18 protein-coding genes are annotated in these 14,854 nt (G+C 49.6%); 11 read left to right on the forward strand and 7 right to left on the reverse strand.

Annotated elements, in window-relative coordinates:
• The first annotated feature begins 69 nt into the window (after positions 1-69).
• The gene (locus DYA43_RS03505; RefSeq protein WP_061056234.1) at positions 70-804 is read left to right on the forward strand and encodes an SDR family NAD(P)-dependent oxidoreductase; all 735 of its coding nucleotides are present in this window, start codon (positions 70-72) and stop codon (positions 802-804) included.
• A gap of 45 nt (positions 805-849) precedes the next feature.
• Here DYA43_RS03505 and DYA43_RS03510 read toward each other — a convergent pair whose 3' ends face one another.
• Complete coding sequence (locus DYA43_RS03510) at positions 850-1,473, reverse strand: trimeric intracellular cation channel family protein (RefSeq protein WP_020331189.1); 624 nt, start codon at positions 1,471-1,473, stop codon at positions 850-852.
• A 195-nt stretch (positions 1,474-1,668) separates the two neighbouring features.
• Here DYA43_RS03510 and DYA43_RS03515 point away from each other — a divergent pair, with 195 nt between their 5' ends.
• The 3 genes from DYA43_RS03515 to DYA43_RS03525 all read left to right on the forward strand — a co-directional run bounded on the left by DYA43_RS03515 (position 1,669) and on the right by DYA43_RS03525 (position 3,129).
• Positions 1,669-2,199 carry an elongation factor P hydroxylase gene (locus DYA43_RS03515; protein WP_047458510.1) on the forward strand — a complete coding sequence of 177 codons (531 nt, stop codon included), beginning with the start codon at positions 1,669-1,671 and terminating at the stop codon, positions 2,197-2,199.
• Between the two features lie 10 nt (positions 2,200-2,209).
• Entirely contained in the window at positions 2,210-2,473 is a 264-nt protein-coding gene (locus DYA43_RS03520) for a YfcL family protein (RefSeq protein WP_020331191.1), read from the forward strand.
• Positions 2,474-2,604: 131 nt separating this feature from the next.
• A complete protein-coding gene (locus DYA43_RS03525; protein WP_020430705.1) occupies positions 2,605-3,129 on the forward strand; it encodes an NADPH-dependent FMN reductase in 525 nt (174 codons plus the stop codon).
• 66 nt (positions 3,130-3,195) lie between these two features.
• Here DYA43_RS03525 and mnmC read toward each other — a convergent pair whose 3' ends face one another.
• Positions 3,196-5,214 carry a bifunctional tRNA (5-methylaminomethyl-2-thiouridine)(34)-methyltransferase MnmC2/FAD-dependent 5-carboxymethylaminomethyl-2-thiouridine(34) oxidoreductase MnmC1 gene (gene mnmC / locus DYA43_RS03530; protein WP_061056235.1) on the reverse strand — a complete coding sequence of 673 codons (2,019 nt, stop codon included), beginning with the start codon at positions 5,212-5,214 and terminating at the stop codon, positions 3,196-3,198.
• Between the two features lie 128 nt (positions 5,215-5,342).
• Between mnmC and fabB the strand changes: the two genes are divergently transcribed.
• The 3 genes from fabB (at position 5,343) to DYA43_RS03545 (ending at position 8,945) form a co-directional block, all read left to right on the forward strand.
• Positions 5,343-6,554 carry a beta-ketoacyl-ACP synthase I gene (fabB, locus tag DYA43_RS03535; protein WP_024373835.1) on the forward strand — a complete coding sequence of 404 codons (1,212 nt, stop codon included), beginning with the start codon at positions 5,343-5,345 and terminating at the stop codon, positions 6,552-6,554.
• 248 nt (positions 6,555-6,802) lie between these two features.
• Positions 6,803-7,948 carry a 4-phosphoerythronate dehydrogenase gene (locus DYA43_RS03540; protein WP_020331194.1) on the forward strand — a complete coding sequence of 382 codons (1,146 nt, stop codon included), beginning with the start codon at positions 6,803-6,805 and terminating at the stop codon, positions 7,946-7,948.
• Positions 7,932-8,945, forward strand: coding sequence for an aspartate-semialdehyde dehydrogenase (locus tag DYA43_RS03545; protein ID WP_020331195.1), 1,014 nt, complete (start codon positions 7,932-7,934; stop codon positions 8,943-8,945). The genes DYA43_RS03540 and DYA43_RS03545 overlap by 17 nt, the downstream gene beginning before the upstream one ends.
• A gap of 52 nt (positions 8,946-8,997) precedes the next feature.
• Here DYA43_RS03545 and fcrX read toward each other — a convergent pair whose 3' ends face one another.
• Complete coding sequence (fcrX, locus tag DYA43_RS03550) at positions 8,998-9,447, reverse strand: ferric iron uptake transcriptional regulator FcrX (RefSeq protein ID WP_020331196.1); 450 nt, start codon at positions 9,445-9,447, stop codon at positions 8,998-9,000.
• A gap of 265 nt (positions 9,448-9,712) precedes the next feature.
• Here fcrX and DYA43_RS03555 point away from each other — a divergent pair, with 265 nt between their 5' ends.
• Complete coding sequence (locus DYA43_RS03555; protein WP_020331197.1) at positions 9,713-10,243, forward strand: DUF4442 domain-containing protein; 531 nt, start codon at positions 9,713-9,715, stop codon at positions 10,241-10,243.
• Between the two features lie 11 nt (positions 10,244-10,254).
• Here DYA43_RS03555 and DYA43_RS03560 read toward each other — a convergent pair whose 3' ends face one another.
• A complete protein-coding gene (locus DYA43_RS03560; protein WP_020331198.1) occupies positions 10,255-11,151 on the reverse strand; it encodes a LysR family transcriptional regulator in 897 nt (298 codons plus the stop codon).
• A gap of 123 nt (positions 11,152-11,274) precedes the next feature.
• Here DYA43_RS03560 and DYA43_RS03565 point away from each other — a divergent pair, with 123 nt between their 5' ends.
• Both DYA43_RS03565 and DYA43_RS03570 read left to right on the forward strand, forming a co-directional pair.
• Positions 11,275-11,682, forward strand: a complete 408-nt coding sequence (locus DYA43_RS03565) for a CidA/LrgA family protein (protein WP_038128935.1) — start codon at positions 11,275-11,277, stop codon at positions 11,680-11,682.
• Between the two features lie 9 nt (positions 11,683-11,691).
• Complete coding sequence (locus tag DYA43_RS03570; protein ID WP_061057190.1) at positions 11,692-12,381, forward strand: LrgB family protein; 690 nt, start codon at positions 11,692-11,694, stop codon at positions 12,379-12,381.
• 45 nt (positions 12,382-12,426) lie between these two features.
• Here DYA43_RS03570 and fldA read toward each other — a convergent pair whose 3' ends face one another.
• From fldA to DYA43_RS03585, 3 genes are all read right to left on the reverse strand, one after another.
• Entirely contained in the window at positions 12,427-12,954 is a 528-nt protein-coding gene (fldA, locus tag DYA43_RS03575; RefSeq protein ID WP_020331201.1) for a flavodoxin FldA, read from the reverse strand.
• Positions 12,955-13,008: 54 nt separating this feature from the next.
• On the reverse strand, positions 13,009-13,230 hold the full coding sequence (locus tag DYA43_RS03580) for a DUF2788 domain-containing protein (protein WP_020331202.1): 222 nt from the start codon (positions 13,228-13,230) through the stop codon (positions 13,009-13,011).
• Positions 13,231-13,363: 133 nt separating this feature from the next.
• Entirely contained in the window at positions 13,364-14,128 is a 765-nt protein-coding gene (locus DYA43_RS03585) for an alpha/beta fold hydrolase (RefSeq protein ID WP_020430714.1), read from the reverse strand.
• 92 nt (positions 14,129-14,220) lie between these two features.
• On the opposite strand from DYA43_RS03585, the gene seqA reads away from it, so the two are divergent.
• Positions 14,221-14,760 carry a replication initiation negative regulator SeqA gene (gene seqA, locus DYA43_RS03590; RefSeq protein ID WP_020331205.1) on the forward strand — a complete coding sequence of 180 codons (540 nt, stop codon included), beginning with the start codon at positions 14,221-14,223 and terminating at the stop codon, positions 14,758-14,760.
• Positions 14,761-14,854: the final 94 nt, after the last annotated feature.

A 14,854-nucleotide genomic window follows, 5' to 3' on the forward strand; every position in this document is an offset into this window, starting at 1 on the left:
TGAATTATTGGTGCCTTATTGGAATGTATAAAAGCGCATATTCTAGTCGCTGTCCACTAAGGAGAGCTTATGAAACAGAAAACGTATTTGGTTACCGGTGGTAGCGCCGGAATTGGCTTAGCGACAACCCGATCGCTCCTGGAGCAGGGAGATCGCGTCATTATTACGGGAAGAAGTGCAGAAAAGTTGGCTGAGGTAGCCCAGTCACTCTCCGGAGATTTGCACTGGGTGGTCGCAGACAACGGTCAACTGTCTGATATTCAGGCTCTGGGTGACATGTTGCAACGAGAAAGCTGGCAACTGGATGGCGCGGTATTAAATGCTGGTGTGTATCAGCCCAACATCATCGGCGAATCCAGCGAAGAAGCGTTTGATCACACCTTTGATATCAACGTCAAAGGGACTTTCTTTACGATACAGGCGCTGCTGCCTGTATTAAGCCGTGGCGCGAGCCTGGTGGTGATCTCAAGTCTGGTGGTGGAAAAAGCGTTTGCGCACTCCAGTTTTTATATGGCCAGCAAATCGGCACTCGAAGGCTTGATGGCCGGAATGAGCCTCGATCTGGCAGACAGAGGGATTCGCATCAACTCGGTACAACCGGGAGTGACAGCCACCGAAATTCAAGGTAAATCGGGGATGGACGATACACAAATTGCCGAATTGCATCAGTGGATGGCATCGACGCCGCTAGGGCGTATCTTGATGCCGGAAGATATCGTGCCGTCGATTCGCTTTTTACTCAATGACGGTTCACTGGGTATGCGCCATGCTAAACTGCTGATTGATGCCGGAATGAATCTGTAAATAAAACGCCCTCAAATGAGGGCGTTTTTATCGTTCAGCATAAACTCAGTGCAGTGAGTTTTCCGTTTCCAGATGGAACGATGGCAAACGCCATTTGAAACGCACGGCAGCCATGCGCAGCGTATAGCCGACCACCAAGGTCACGATGGTGCTGGTAACATCATTGACGCCCAGTTCCAACATCGCCAGATACAGGCCAGAGGCAACCAGTGTCACCGAGGCGTACAACTCATCGTGCAGCACCAGCGGTTGTTGACGACAGATTAAATCGCGCAGCAGGCCACCAAACACACCCGTCACCAGCGCGGAAACCATACAGATCATCGCGTGATGCCCCATCCCCATGGCGATTTTTGTGCCGATGATACTAAACACGATCAGCCCCAGCGCATCCAAACGAATAAACAATCCTTTGAGTTTTATGACCCATTTGTAGATCCCGGTGGTCAGGACACCAGCGATACACGTGATCGCCAGAAACTCCGGATTCTTAACCCAACCGAGCGGATAGTGACCCAGCAAAATATCCCTAACGGTGCCACCGCCAATCGCGGTAGCGCTGGCAACCAGCATGACTCCAAACCAATCCATTTTGCGTCGGCCTGCGCTTAATGCGCCTGTCATGGCTTCCGCGGTAATCCCGATAATATATAAAACACTCAAAAGCATCGAAAAAGACCCTATGAATCGTGTGCGCCGCAAAAGGCGCAAGTGTAGAGGGAAAGGGGGCGATTGACGAATGAGATTTTGTGCAAAGAAACCGTTTGCTGGATTACTAAAACTAATGAACCTAGTTGCAATCCTTTACCCGGGACGAAAAAATCGCGAGAATGCACCGCGTCGACGACCTTTAGCCGTAATGTTATGACTCACCACTACACAGATTTAATCACCATTTTTAACGATACTTTCTTTGCCCCGTTCAACACTAAGTTAGAACTGGGGGGCGATGAGCCTATTTATCTGCCTGCCGATGAGACAGTGCCGCATCACCGTATCGTTTTCGCACGCGGGTTTTACGCTTCGGCGTTGCATGAGATTGCTCACTGGTGTGTCGCCGGACCACAGCGGCGCCTGCTGGAAGATTTTGGCTACTGGTATGAGCCGGATGGCCGCACCGAAGCGGTTCAGGCGCAGTTTGAGAAAGTGGAAGTTCGCCCGCAGGCGTATGAGTGGATTTTGTCGCTGAGTGCAGGCTTTCCTTTTACGGTCAGTTGTGACAACCTTAACGGCGATTTTGAGCCTGACCGACTGGCGTTTATGCGCAAGGTACATCAAGAAGTACTGAGTATTTTAGACGCAGGACTACCACAGCGGGTGAGCATGCTGTCGAACGCACTGCGTGCTTTCTACCACATTGCCCCACTGGCTCCAGACCAATTTATTGTGAAGTAACGAGATAAGCATGATTATTGAATTTGAAGAAAAACTCCTTGAGCTGATTGATACCCGAATTGCAACAGCATCAGACGATGAACTGTTTGCTGGTGGCTATCTGCGTGGTCATATCTCGTTATCGGCAGCGGCGTGTGAAGACGACGGCGTGCAGGACGTGGAAGAGTTGAAAAACCGCATTGAGCAGAGCCTGGAAGCGGCGCGCTCTGAACTGAATCCGGCTGATCGTGTCATTGTTTCTGATCTGTGGCGTGAACTGGCCGCTCAGGCCTGATTCGAGTCTTAAAGGTTGCCTATAAGGAGTCATTCAATTTATTTGAATGACTCCTTATAATTTTTGCGATTGTTACCTTGGTGGCGAATGTTTAATCTAACAACATCAAACGAGCACTGAGGGTTATCATCATGAAAGTTATCGCATTTGGAGCTAGCACTAGCTCAACATCAATCAACAAAGCTTTGGCAACATATGCAGCCAATCTCATCGACGGAGCTGAAGTTCAGGTTCTGGATATCAACAACTACAACGTTCCGATGTTCAGTGAAGATCTGGAAAAAGAGATCGGTCATGCTGAAGGCGCACAGGGCTTCCTGCGCGATTTGTCTCAGGCTGATGCGTTTGTGATTTCTTTCGCCGAGCACAATGGCCACTACCCTGCGGCGTACAAAAACCTGTTTGACTGGGCAACCCGTATCGATCGCGAAGTGTTCAAGAACAAACCTGCCGTTTATCTGGCAACGTCACCGGGCCCAGGTGGTGCGCAATCTGTCTTGGCCGCAGCAGTAGGTTCAGCCCCTTTCTTTGCGGGCAACGTGAAAGCGTCAGTGTCAGTACCCAACTTCTATAACGTCTTTGATCTAGAAGCAGGTAAAATAACGGATGAAGCCGTGAATGCCGAACTGAAACAAGCGGTCGCGAAGCTGGCATAAGTGAGCCCTTCGAATTGAATATGAAAAAGCCTCGCGGTAGCGAGGCTTTTTGCTGTCTGACGGCGGTTATTTTTCGCTGATGGCTTTGCCTTTGCGCAGACGTCGTACCCACATGCGGCTTGGGTGCAGTGTCTCCATCACATCGACAGGCAGTGGTAATGGGTCACCGCAAATGATGGAGGCCAGAACTTCGGCCAGCAATGGTGCGGAGCTCAGGCCGCGAGAGCCGAGTCCCAGCAAGCCGTACAGTTGCGGATAGTTCGCAACCGGTTCGGCATCCTGTTCGCTTTGTTTTACCAGATCCTGATACTGGTTGAGGATCGCTTCCATATCACCAATACTGCCGACAAATGGCAGATGATCGCGGCTGACACAACGAATGCCCTGACGGGATTCGTTACCTGATGTGTCGACCTGTGCCGGCCAAGCCTGGTCGGTGACACAGTGGCTTAAACGTGCGCCATTTTCGATTTGCGCAGCGGCGTCAAATTCGCAATCGAGGTGATCACGATCGTAGCTGGCGCCAATGCAATGTGTCCCGGAAGCCGGGTTGTGCGGCGTCATATAGCCGTCGTAGCACAATACGGTTTTGAGTTGCTTAAGCGTATCGTTGGTCGGAATGTGGCTGACCTGACCTTTGACTTTACCCAGCGGCAGGGATTGAGTTTGTGCAAAGCCATCAAACTGATGGCCATTGGCCAAAATCACACACTGATGCGCAACCTGATGTTCGGCAAATTGTAACTGCCACAAGCGTAGCTTCGTATCCCAATTCAGCGCAGTCACGCGGTGATTGAAATAGGCGGTTAATTTTCCTTCCTCGCTCAGCTTCGCTAACAAACCTTGTGTTAACTGAGCTGGGCACAACCAGCCACCTAACGGATAATGAACGCTCTCAACCGAGACAGGCAACCCCATCATCGCTGAAGTTTGCTTCGCGTCGAGTTTGGTCACTAACTCTGCCGAAAATTCACCGTTGAGCATTTTGTTGAGTTTGACTGCTGATTTGTCATCCCACATCAATTGGGTGACGCCGCACCAGTCATGATCAAATTGAATGTGCTGCGCCGCTTTCTCCGCGAATTGACGGGAGTAAAGAAACGCTGGAGCGAAGATGCGCGAGACGCCTTGGTGCTCTCCGTTCAGCAGCGGGTACACTGCGCCCTGACGATTGCCTGACGCGCCTTGCGCCGGTTCACTGTCTTCGCAATACAAGGTGACGTGAATGCCGCGTTCGCTGAGTGCTTTGGCCAACGCAGCACTGGCAATGCCACCACCAATAATCGCGACATCATTAACGTCAGTTAAGCTATTGAGCTTATACCAGGGTTTAATGTTACTGTCGGGCCGTTTCTCGGTCAGAGCGCCAGCAATCATTTCCCGTTTGGTGCCGAAACCTTTGACTTTTTTCATCGCAAAGCCAGCTTCGATTAAGCCGCGGCGGACGAAACCCGCCGAGGTAAAGGTGGCGCAGGTACAATCCTGTTTGGCCATTTTAGCCATGCCGTTGAACAGGTTCTGATTCCACATTTCCGGGTTTTTGCTCGGCGCAAACCCATCCAGGAACCAGGCATCAACGATACCGTGATCAGGCACTGGCACTTTCGGCATGCAGTCTTTGATATCACCAAACCAGAGATCGAGAGTGACAGCGCCGTCTGCCAGCACGATGCGGTGACACTCAGGGACGGCAATCGGGTAGTGCTCGTGCAGTTGTTTGGCATAGTCAGCCAGTTCCGGCCAGGACTCATGAGCTTTGATGAGATCGCTTTTGCTGAGCGGGTATTTCTCAAAACTGATGAAATGTAACGATTTCAGTGTCGCTTGCGGGTTTTGCTGTCTAAACTTGTCGAACCATTGCCATAAGGCGAGGAAGTTGAGGCCGGTTCCAAAACCTGTCTCTGCGACAACAAAACGGCGCTGGTCATATTCATGCCATCTTTGCGGGAGATGATTCTGAGTCAGAAACACATAGCGGGTCTCTTCCAACCCATTGACGTTGGAGAAATAAACATCGTCAAACTGGTCTGAAACCGGGGTGCCGACTTCGTTCCAGCCGAGCTGCGCGTGTGTAATGGATGTCATAATCGATGAATTCCATGATATCTGGCGGAAATATGGGCCGAGATTGTACGGATTTATGGGAAAGCTGACCACTTTTGTTGTTCTTCTTCGTTATCATTTAGCGAAATTTTGAATTATAGGAATGTCACATGAAACGAGTCGTAATCACCGGTATGGGTATTGTTTCAAGTATCGGTAACAACGTCGAAGAAGTTTTAGCGTCTCTAAAAGCGGGTAAATCAGGTATCAATGCCTCTGAGCAGTTCAAAGAGCAAGGCCTACGTTCTCAAGTGTGGGGCGACCTGAAGATCAATCCTGCTGAGCACATTGACCGTAAACAGATGCGTTTTATGGGTGATGCTGCGGCGTACGCATACCTATCTATGGAACAAGCTATCGCGGATGCGGGCCTGACTCCAGAGCAAGTATCAAACGATCGTACTGGTATCATCGCCGGCTCAGGCGGTGCGTCTTCTATGAACCAGGTGGTCGCGGTGGATACTCTGCGTGAGAAAGGCGTGAAGCGTGTTGGTCCTTACATGGTACCTCGTACAATGTCTTCGACCGTTTCAGCGTGTCTGGCGACTCCATTTAAAATCCGTGGTGTGAACTACTCAATCAGCTCTGCATGTGCCACTTCTGCGCACTGTATCGGTAACGCGATGGAGCTGATCCAACTGGGCAAACAAGACATCGTTTTTGCAGGCGGCGGTGAAGAGCTGGATTGGTCACTGACCATGATGTTCGACGCGATGGGCGCTCTGTCAACGAAATACAACGACATGCCACAAAAAGCGTCTCGTACTTACGATGCAGACCGCGATGGTTTCGTTATCTCTGGCGGCGGCGGTATGGTCGTGGTTGAGGAACTGGAACACGCTCTGGCTCGTGGTGCGAAAATCTACGGTGAAATCGTAGGTTACGGCGCGACATCTGACGGCTACGACATGGTTGCTCCTTCTGGTGAAGGTGCAGTGCGTTGTATGCAGATGGCAATGCAACACGTTGACGGTGTGGATTACGTGAATACGCACGGTACTTCTACTCCAGTAGGTGACGTGAAAGAGCTTGGCGCGATTCAACAAGTATTCGGCGGCAACAGCCCTGCAATCTCTGCAACTAAGGCGATGACAGGTCACGCTCTGGGTGCGGCGGGTGTACACGAAGCCATTTACTCAACTCTGATGCTGCATCACGGCTTTATTGCACCAAGCATCAACGTTGAAAACCTGGATGACGCAGCGCAAGGTCTGGATATCGTGACAGAAATGCGTGAGCAAGAGTTAACGACAGTCATGTCGAATAGCTTTGGTTTTGGTGGCACTAACGCAACGCTAGTGATCAAAAAGTACCAAGGTTAATAACCTCATACCCTTAGGTAAAAGGTTTCCAGAACTGATCAGCTTAGCTGGTCGAACAGACGCAGACTCTGTCCCATGGAGAGCGGGATAGGATCCTTTTGTTCTGGATATTGCCCGGTGGCGAGATTGCCATCGGGCATTTTTATTTCCTCTCGTTTAACTCTCGACACCGGGAGTGCTTTTCTGCACAATGCCTTGCAAACTCGCTAACACAACAACTTGTCAATACAAATAGTGTGAACTCCGTTATGAAAATTGTGATCGACGAAAACATGCCTTATGCCGTTGAGCTGTTCAGCCAACTGGGTGAGGTGGTACTGAAACCGGGCCGAACCTTAACGGCAGACGACTTGGTGGATGTGGATGCGCTGATGATTCGTTCTGTAACCAAAGTGAACGAGGCGCTGATTAGCAAAGCCAACAAACTGAAATTCGTCGGCACTGCCACTGCAGGTATGGATCATGTTGACCAGGCGTTGCTGGAAGAGCGTGGTATTTTCTTTACGGCTGCACCGGGCTGCAACAAAGTCGGCGTGGCGGAGTACGTGTTCAGCGTGCTGATGGTGCTTTCTCAGCAGCAGGGCTTCTCGGTATTTGATAAAACCGTTGGTATCATTGGCGCCGGGCAGGTGGGGACTTACTTGTCAGAGTGCCTGACCGGGATGGGCATCAATGTGTTGCTCAACGATCCACCCAAGCAAGCGCAAGGCGACAGCCGTGAATTTACGCCGTTGGATGTCCTGTTGAGTGAGTCCGATGTGATCACACTGCACACGCCAATCACCCGCGAAGGTGAGTGGCCAACTCATCATCTGATTGACAGCACTGTGCTGAACAATCTGCGTAGTGACCAAATTCTGATTAACGCCGCTCGTGGTCCGATTGTCGACAACGATGCGCTGAAAGCCCGTCTGCAGAAAGCTGATGGCTTCACTGCGGCTTTGGATGTGTTTGAGTTTGAACCGCAGGTGGATATGGAACTGCTGCCGCTGTTGGCGTTTGCCACTCCGCATGTTGCGGGTTATGGCTTGGAAGGCAAAGCGCGCGGAACCACCATGATTTTTAACAGCTATTGCGAATTCTTAGGAAATTCACTGTGGGCAAATCCGTCAGCATTGTTGCCGGTGGCTCCTGTGCCGGAAGTGACCCTGGACAGAGCCTGGGATGAAGCAACGCTGCTGAGTTTAACGCAACTGATTTATGATGTGCGTCGTGATGACGCTCTGTTCCGTCGCGAAATACACAAACCTGGCGCGTTTGACCAAATGCGTAAACAATATTGGGACAGACGTGAGTATAGCGCGATCACACTCGTTGGCGATGCGACCTGTAATCTGGAGCCGCTGGCGAAATTAGGTTTTAAAATTGAGGTAACGAATGAGCCAAGTATTTAATGTTGCAATCTTCGGTGCAACAGGTGCCGTCGGTGAAACGATGTTGGAAGTGCTGCAGGAGCGTAAGTTTCCTGTCGGTGAATTATACCTGCTGGCGAGTGAGCGCAGCGAAGGTAAAACTTACCGTTTCAACGGTAAAACGGTCCGTGTGCAAAACGTGGAAGAGTTTGATTGGTCACAGGCACACATCGCGTTGTTTTCAGCTGGTGGTGACTTGTCTGCACAGTGGGCGCCAATTGCCGCTGATGCGGGTGTAGTGGTGATCGACAACACGTCGCACTTCCGTTACGACTACGATATTCCTCTGGTTGTGCCTGAAGTGAACCCTGAAGCCATTGCTGAGTTCCGTAACCGCAATATCATTGCTAACCCGAATTGTTCGACCATTCAGATGTTGGTCGCATTGAAACCGATTTACGATGCGGTAGGCATTGAGCGTATCAACGTGACGACTTACCAGTCGGTGTCGGGCGCAGGTAAAGCGGGTATTGATGAGCTGGCTGGCCAGACGGCGAAGCTACTTAACGGTATCCCAGCAGAGAATAAAGCCTTCAGTCAGCAAATTGCGTTTAACTGTATTCCACAAATCGATGTGTTTATGGATAACGGTTACACCAAAGAAGAGATGAAGATGGTTTGGGAAACTCAAAAAATCTTCAACGATCCTTCAATTATGGTCAACCCAACGTGTGTGCGTGTGCCAGTGTTCTTTGGTCACGCGGAAGCGCTGCATGTTGAAACCAGCTCTCCGATTGATGCCGAACAGGTGATTGAACTGCTGTCACAAACGGAAGGTGTAGAAGTGTTCCAAGGTGAAGATTTCCCGACTCAGGTACGTGATGCTGGTGGTAAAGATCATGTAATGGTTGGCCGTATCCGTAACGACATCAGCCACCATAGCGGTATCAACATGTGGGTTGTGGCGGATAACGTTCGCAAAGGCGCTGCGACTAACGCGGTGCAGATTGCCGAAGTGTTGATTCGTGATTACTTCTAATGGCTTTCAGCCAGAATGAAAAAAACCACCGCTAGCGGTGGTTTTTTTATAGTTATTTCTTCGACTTATGAGCGTCTGGGTTGTCTTTACAACTGCCGTCCGCGCATTTGCCGTACAGGTACAAACTGTGGTTGGTCAGTTGTACGTTGTATTGTGAAGCAATCTCTTTTTGACGCTGTTCGATCAGGTCATCTGAGAATTCAATCACTTCACCACAGTCGAGGCACACCAGGTGATCATGGTGATGCTGAGTCGACAGTTCGAATACTGATTTGCCGCCTTCAAAGTGATGGCGTGTCACGATACCGGCATCATCAAATTGGTTTAGGACTCGATAAACTGTCGCAAGGCCAATCTCTTCACCGAGATCAATCAGCTTTTTGTACAGCTCTTCAGCACTAATATGTTGGCACTCAGGCTGCTGTAATACTTCTAAAATCTTTAGCCGTGGAAGGGTAACTTTAAGACCAGCATCCTTTAGCGCTTGGTTATTGTCTGACATATACTTTCCCGTTGATGATCTGCGGTAGTTAACAGAAGTCAATGTTGTCCAACATTATAGGTTAGTCACAGCGAACAATAAACCACGAAGTTCAAGGGGTTACTATTATTTTTCGTAAAGCCGCGCGATATCACTGCGATACGAGCTCTGACCAGTTACAATTGTTTAACATTAACCGGATGTTAAGTCTACGTCCTTGCTGATTGACCCAATCCATTTGAGTCGAGGCGTAGCGTAATGAGATAGAGTCTAAGGCACGGAAAGCATGAATAAAACTCTGGCAAAGCTATATAAACCAAATATTGTGAAGTGGGCGCTGAATAGCTGGCCGCCGTTCTGGGGGGCGGGGATTAAGATTGAATCCATCAGTGAAGATTTTCGTGAAGCGCGCATGCGCCTCAAGTTGCGCTGGTGGAATAAAAATGCGAACCGCTCGCAATATGGCGGCAGCATTTTCTCTCTGACTGACCCGGTTTACTCGTTGATGCTCATGGGCATTTTAGGCGAGCAATACTATGTGTGGGACAAAGAGGCCAGCATTAACTTTATCAAACCCGGCCACACCGATTTATATGCTGAGTTTCTGATTCCTCAGCAGCAGTTGGACGCGATTCTGAGCGCCACCGCTTGCGGGGATAAATGTTTCCCAGAGTTCATCATCCATGTGAAAAATGCCCATGGTGAAGTGGTGTCTGAAGTACATCGCAAGCTGTATGTGCGCAAGAAACCGAAGTTTCGTGAAGCTGACGACAGCGCAGAGGGCAGTGAACTGGTTGACTCTCAGTCGATGTCCTGAATTGCTGGAATTTATGCCGTTGGTGATTTGCGATCGCGATAGCCGCGGCACAAGCTGATCCAGGCATCTGCGGTACGCGATACGTAACGATCAGAGTGCCAGATGACGCCAAGTTGCCAGTCAATGGAAGGCGTCATTCTTTTGACAACCACACCTTCCCCCTGAATTCGATGACACAGAGGCTCGGGAAGAAACGCGACGCCGACGCCACTCTTCACCAACGCAACCAGAAAATCCCACTGACTGCTGCGCGCCGCCACCTGTGGAACGAATCCTTGCTCCTGACATAACTTGTCGATGTATTCGCTCAGAGTAAATTCATGGGTATAGATGTAAAACGGTTCTTCTTTCAGATCCTGCCAATGTACGGTTTCGATATCCCGCCAAGGTGCTGAGTCGGGAAGCACGGCGCAAATTGGGTAGCTGTCGAGCTCCAATGTGTTGAGGTTTTGCGCTGCATTGAGAGACAACATAGTCACGGCCACATCGAGGTCACCCTCTGAAACAGCTTGTTCTATTTTGCGTCCGCCATATTCGACGATCGTCATTTCGACATCTGGATAGGTCTGACGGTACTGACGGATCAGTCCTGCATACAAATGTCCTACCATGGGCGGGATCCCGAGGCGTAGATGTCCGCGCTGCAATTCATTCAGATCAACCAGCTCCGCTTCGAGCTGCGACATATGTGCCAGAATTTCTTGCGCACGTTGAAAGACGATGTCTCCGGCATCGGTCAGCCAGAAGCGGCGACCTTCACGGTGCAGCAGCGGTTGGCCTACTTCCTGTTCCAGGCTGCGAATCATCTTGCTGATGGTCGGTTGAGTGACAAACAGCTTTTCTGATGCGCGAGTAAAGCTTTGTTCATTGACCAGTTCCACAAAATAACGCAGTGCTTTGATGTCCATCGTCGATATCCGTAAGTAGGTTCATTCCATTTTGGCATGAATTTGATAATAAAAAGTCATTTTATGACGGTTTTAAGCTTGCTTATACTGTGACTAATTTCACAAAACAAGCGAAGGGCAAAAATGAAACGGGTAGGAAACAGCCTGATGACGCTGAGCCAGATTGCGGTGCTGGCGTTGATTTGGTTTATCGCAGATTTTCTGGTTAAGGAGTTTCATTTGCCGATCCCGGCTAATCTGACGGGGATGTTGTTGCTGCTGGCGTTAGTATTCACCCACGTCGTGAATGTGGATTGGTTACGTAAAGGAGCAACCTGGTTGCTGGCTGAGATGCTGTTGTTTTTCGTGCCAGCGGTGGTCGCTGTGGTGAACTATCAGGATCTGATGAAGCAAGAAGGGTTGAGAATCATGGTGGTGCTGATTTTAAGCACGATCGCGGTGATTGGTTCAACGGCCTGGGTGGTCGATAAACTCTATCGCTTCGAGCTGAAAATGGCGCGTCGTAAAAGCAACCATTTGCGGAGTATGTAGTTGATGAGTATGAATTCCTCGCTGTTAAGTGTGCTGTGTCTGCTGCTGACATTACTGTTCTATTATGGCAGCAAGTTGCTCTATCGTCGCAAACGCACGATTTTTCTGATGCCGTTGCTGTTGGCGCCGTTGCTGCTGGTGGTGGTGGTGATGGGATTTCACATTCCGTATCAGGATTATATGGCGGAATCTCATTGGCTGTTGTGGATGCTTGGTCCGGCAACGGTGGCATTTGCAATTCCGGTGTACGACAACCGCTATTTGATTCAACGCCACTGGTTGTCACTTTCTGTTGGGGTGATGGTTTCTGTGGTCGTGGCGGTCGGCTCGACCGTATTACTCGCCCGTTGGCTAGAGCTACCGGAATTGTTGCAGCGGAGCTTGGCCATGCGCTCGATTACCACGCCTTTTGCCGTTGAAGCGACCAAATCGATTGGTGGTCAGAGCGATCTGACGGCGCTGTTTGTGGTGCTGACTGGGGTGATTGGTATGGCGGTGGGCGAAGTCGTTCTCACCGTGCTGTCGATTCGCTCCCGCCTTGGTAAAGGCGCCAGTTTGGGGGCTTCTGCTCACGGTGCGGGAACCGCCAAAGCGTATCAGATTGGTAATTCGGAAGGGGTGGTATCGAGTGTGGTGATGATGATTGCGGGTATGGTGACTGTACTGATTGCGCCACTGATTGGCAGGATTCTCTGGTAGTCCAGAAAGCAAAACCCCCAGCCATAGCCGGGGGTTTTTCGTTAATCAGTCTTCAAGTTCAGCCAGACACATCTCTTCGTAAACTTGTTTAACCCATTTGGTTACGCGCTCTTCAGTCAGTTCTGGCTGGCGGTCTTCATCGATACACAGACCCACGAAGTGGTTCTCATCAACCAGCGCTTTTGATGCTTCAAACTCGTAGCCTTCTGTTGGCCAGTGACCAACCACCGTTGCGCCTTTCGCTTCTACGATGTCACGTACCGTGCCCATCGCGTCACAGAAGTACTCTGCATAATCTTCTTGGTCACCACAACCAAAGATAGCAACCAGCTTGGTTGAGAAGTCAATCGCTTCTAGTTCTGGGAAAAAGTCATCCCAGTCACATTGCGCTTCACCGTAATACCAAGTCGGGATACCAAGCAGCAGCAGATCGAAGTTGTCGATGTCTTCTTTGCTGCTTTTTGCGATATCTTGAACGTGAACAAGTTTTTTACCGAGTTGTTTTTGAATCATCTTTGCAATAGCTTCGGTGTTACCTGTATCGCTACCAAAAAAGATACCTACACTTGCCATAGAGTCTTTACCTTTAAATTGTAATGGGTTGGCGGGTGGTTGAACGCTCAGGCATCAGCCCAAGCCAGTCCCTTCCCAACTAAGTTGGATAATGCCTTTGGCAATAAAGCCAGCACAACCTAAAAACAGAACAAGCCATACAATACGACGGCCAAATGCCGGAACATTACCTTGTTTTAACACGTCTTTAATTGCCATCCCGATAAGGAAGAAAATAGACGCAAAAAGCAGATCAAGTCCGATGGACTCGAGCATGTTCATGTAGTCGTACAGCATGGTTATCCTTTATGCCAATTTGCTTGCGCGCACTATACCATTGTTAAACGGCAAAGTTAATGCGCGGATGAGAACCGATTTCACACTTGTTTGAAGAGAAAATCGCTCTGGTTGCTCTGTGAGGCGGGCTGCCTCACAGGATAAATTTGCGAATCGCGCGCAGCACTTCAGTCGGCTTTTCAGCATGTAACCAGTGACCCGTATTGGCAATGACATGCGCTTTGGCTTGGCTGAACTGTGCCTGCACTTGTGGCTGATGTTCGGCGGTCAGATAGTTGGAGTCGCCGCCTTTAATAAATAAGGTTGGGGTGTCACAGCGTGCGATAGGCTCCCAGCCCATAATATAGGCGTAATTGGCTTTAAGCGCGGCGACGTTAAAACGCCACACCATCACACTGTCCTGATTCATCATCGATTTACCCAAAAACTGGCGCACACCATCAATTTCAACATGTTTGGCTAAAATCGCCATGGCTTCGCTGCGTGATGAAGGCTTTTGTTCCAACACGGCTTCAAGTCCGGCAATCACATTTTCGTGGCGTCGTTCGGTGTAGGCGACTGGCGCCATATCCAGAATGACTAATTGGGCGACTTTGTCGTCGGCGATGTCAGCCAGTTTCATTGCGACTTTGCCACCCATGGAATGGCCGATGATGGTCGCTTGTTGAACGTTCAGATCGGTCAACAATTGATCCACGTCGGCGGCCATCAGTGCGTAATTATGTTCATCCGAATGAAATGACTGACCGTGATTACGCAGGTCGATACTCAGGACCTGGTGATCGTTTTTCAGGTCGCGAGCCAGTAGCCCGAGGTTGTCCAGACTGCCAAACAGACCGTGGATCAAAACAACGGTGTGACCCTCACCTTCAAGTTTGTAATTCAGAAGTGCTGACATTTTATCTTATTAGTAATGGGTTTAACGTAGAGTCTCGGCAAAGATCTCGCTATAATCCCCCAGAGTTTAAACATTGAGATTGTGAAAAGCGAATGAAAACAATTGAGGTTGATGAGGATCTATACCGTTACATTGCAGGTCAAACCCTTCACATTGGTGAGAGCGCATCGGATATTCTGCGCCGCCTGTTGAACGTGGATGGCCAAAGCGCATCTGTTGCTCCTAAGGCATCAGCGGTGCCTAAAGGTATAGTGGTGAGTAAAGATGCTGGTCAGGAAACGAAACTGGATGGCGTAAAAGAAATGCGCTCTCTTTTGATTTCAGACGAATTTGCCGGTCTGAAAAAAGCGGTTGATCGTTTTATGCTGGTTCTTTCTACTCTTCATCGCATCGATGCTGCTGCTTTTTCTGAAGCGACGCTGGTGAAAGGCCGTAAGCGCGTTTACTTTGCTGATAACGAGCAAACCCTGCTGGCAAGTGGTCAAACGACTAAACCTAAAGCGATTCCAAACACACCGTTTTGGGTCATCACCAACAATAACACCAGCCGCAAACAGCAGATGATTGAGCAAGTCATGATTCGCATGAACTTCCCGGCAGACATTATTGAGAAAGTGACCCAATCGATTTGATTTGTACCAATCGAGCACGAAAAGTCTGATTGAAACCTCATAATATGCAAACCAAACTGCGTATTATGAGGTTTTTTATTTGTCGTTATATTTT

Origin of the sequence: Vibrio fluvialis (assembly GCF_900460245.1) — a bacterium.
In the GTDB taxonomy this organism is placed as follows: domain Bacteria; phylum Pseudomonadota; class Gammaproteobacteria; order Enterobacterales; family Vibrionaceae; genus Vibrio; species Vibrio fluvialis.

Bases quoted from the DNA above. Each gene is read 5' to 3' on its own strand.
- DYA43_RS03555 (WP_020331197.1), top strand. From the start codon at position 9,713: ATGAATAAAACTCTGGCAAAGCTATATAAACCAAATATTGTGAAGTGG.
- fldA (WP_020331201.1), bottom strand. From the start codon at position 12,954: ATGGCAAGTGTAGGTATCTTTTTTGGTAGCGATACAGGTAACACCGAA.
- fabB (WP_024373835.1), top strand. From the start codon at position 5,343: ATGAAACGAGTCGTAATCACCGGTATGGGTATTGTTTCAAGTATCGGT.
- DYA43_RS03580 (WP_020331202.1), bottom strand. From the start codon at position 13,230: ATGCTGTACGACTACATGAACATGCTCGAGTCCATCGGACTTGATCTG.
- DYA43_RS03505 (WP_061056234.1), top strand. From the start codon at position 70: ATGAAACAGAAAACGTATTTGGTTACCGGTGGTAGCGCCGGAATTGGC.
- DYA43_RS03570 (WP_061057190.1), top strand. From the start codon at position 11,692: ATGAATTCCTCGCTGTTAAGTGTGCTGTGTCTGCTGCTGACATTACTG.
- DYA43_RS03565 (WP_038128935.1), top strand. From the start codon at position 11,275: ATGAAACGGGTAGGAAACAGCCTGATGACGCTGAGCCAGATTGCGGTG.
- fcrX (WP_020331196.1), bottom strand. From the start codon at position 9,447: ATGTCAGACAATAACCAAGCGCTAAAGGATGCTGGTCTTAAAGTTACC.
- DYA43_RS03525 (WP_020430705.1), top strand. From the start codon at position 2,605: ATGAAAGTTATCGCATTTGGAGCTAGCACTAGCTCAACATCAATCAAC.
- DYA43_RS03585 (WP_020430714.1), bottom strand. From the start codon at position 14,128: ATGTCAGCACTTCTGAATTACAAACTTGAAGGTGAGGGTCACACCGTT.
- DYA43_RS03545 (WP_020331195.1), top strand. From the start codon at position 7,932: ATGAGCCAAGTATTTAATGTTGCAATCTTCGGTGCAACAGGTGCCGTC.
- mnmC (WP_061056235.1), bottom strand. From the start codon at position 5,214: ATGACATCCATTACACACGCGCAGCTCGGCTGGAACGAAGTCGGCACC.
- DYA43_RS03510 (WP_020331189.1), bottom strand. From the start codon at position 1,473: ATGCTTTTGAGTGTTTTATATATTATCGGGATTACCGCGGAAGCCATG.
- seqA (WP_020331205.1), top strand. From the start codon at position 14,221: ATGAAAACAATTGAGGTTGATGAGGATCTATACCGTTACATTGCAGGT.
- DYA43_RS03520 (WP_020331191.1), top strand. From the start codon at position 2,210: ATGATTATTGAATTTGAAGAAAAACTCCTTGAGCTGATTGATACCCGA.
- DYA43_RS03560 (WP_020331198.1), bottom strand. From the start codon at position 11,151: ATGGACATCAAAGCACTGCGTTATTTTGTGGAACTGGTCAATGAACAA.
- DYA43_RS03540 (WP_020331194.1), top strand. From the start codon at position 6,803: ATGAAAATTGTGATCGACGAAAACATGCCTTATGCCGTTGAGCTGTTC.
- DYA43_RS03515 (WP_047458510.1), top strand. From the start codon at position 1,669: ATGACTCACCACTACACAGATTTAATCACCATTTTTAACGATACTTTC.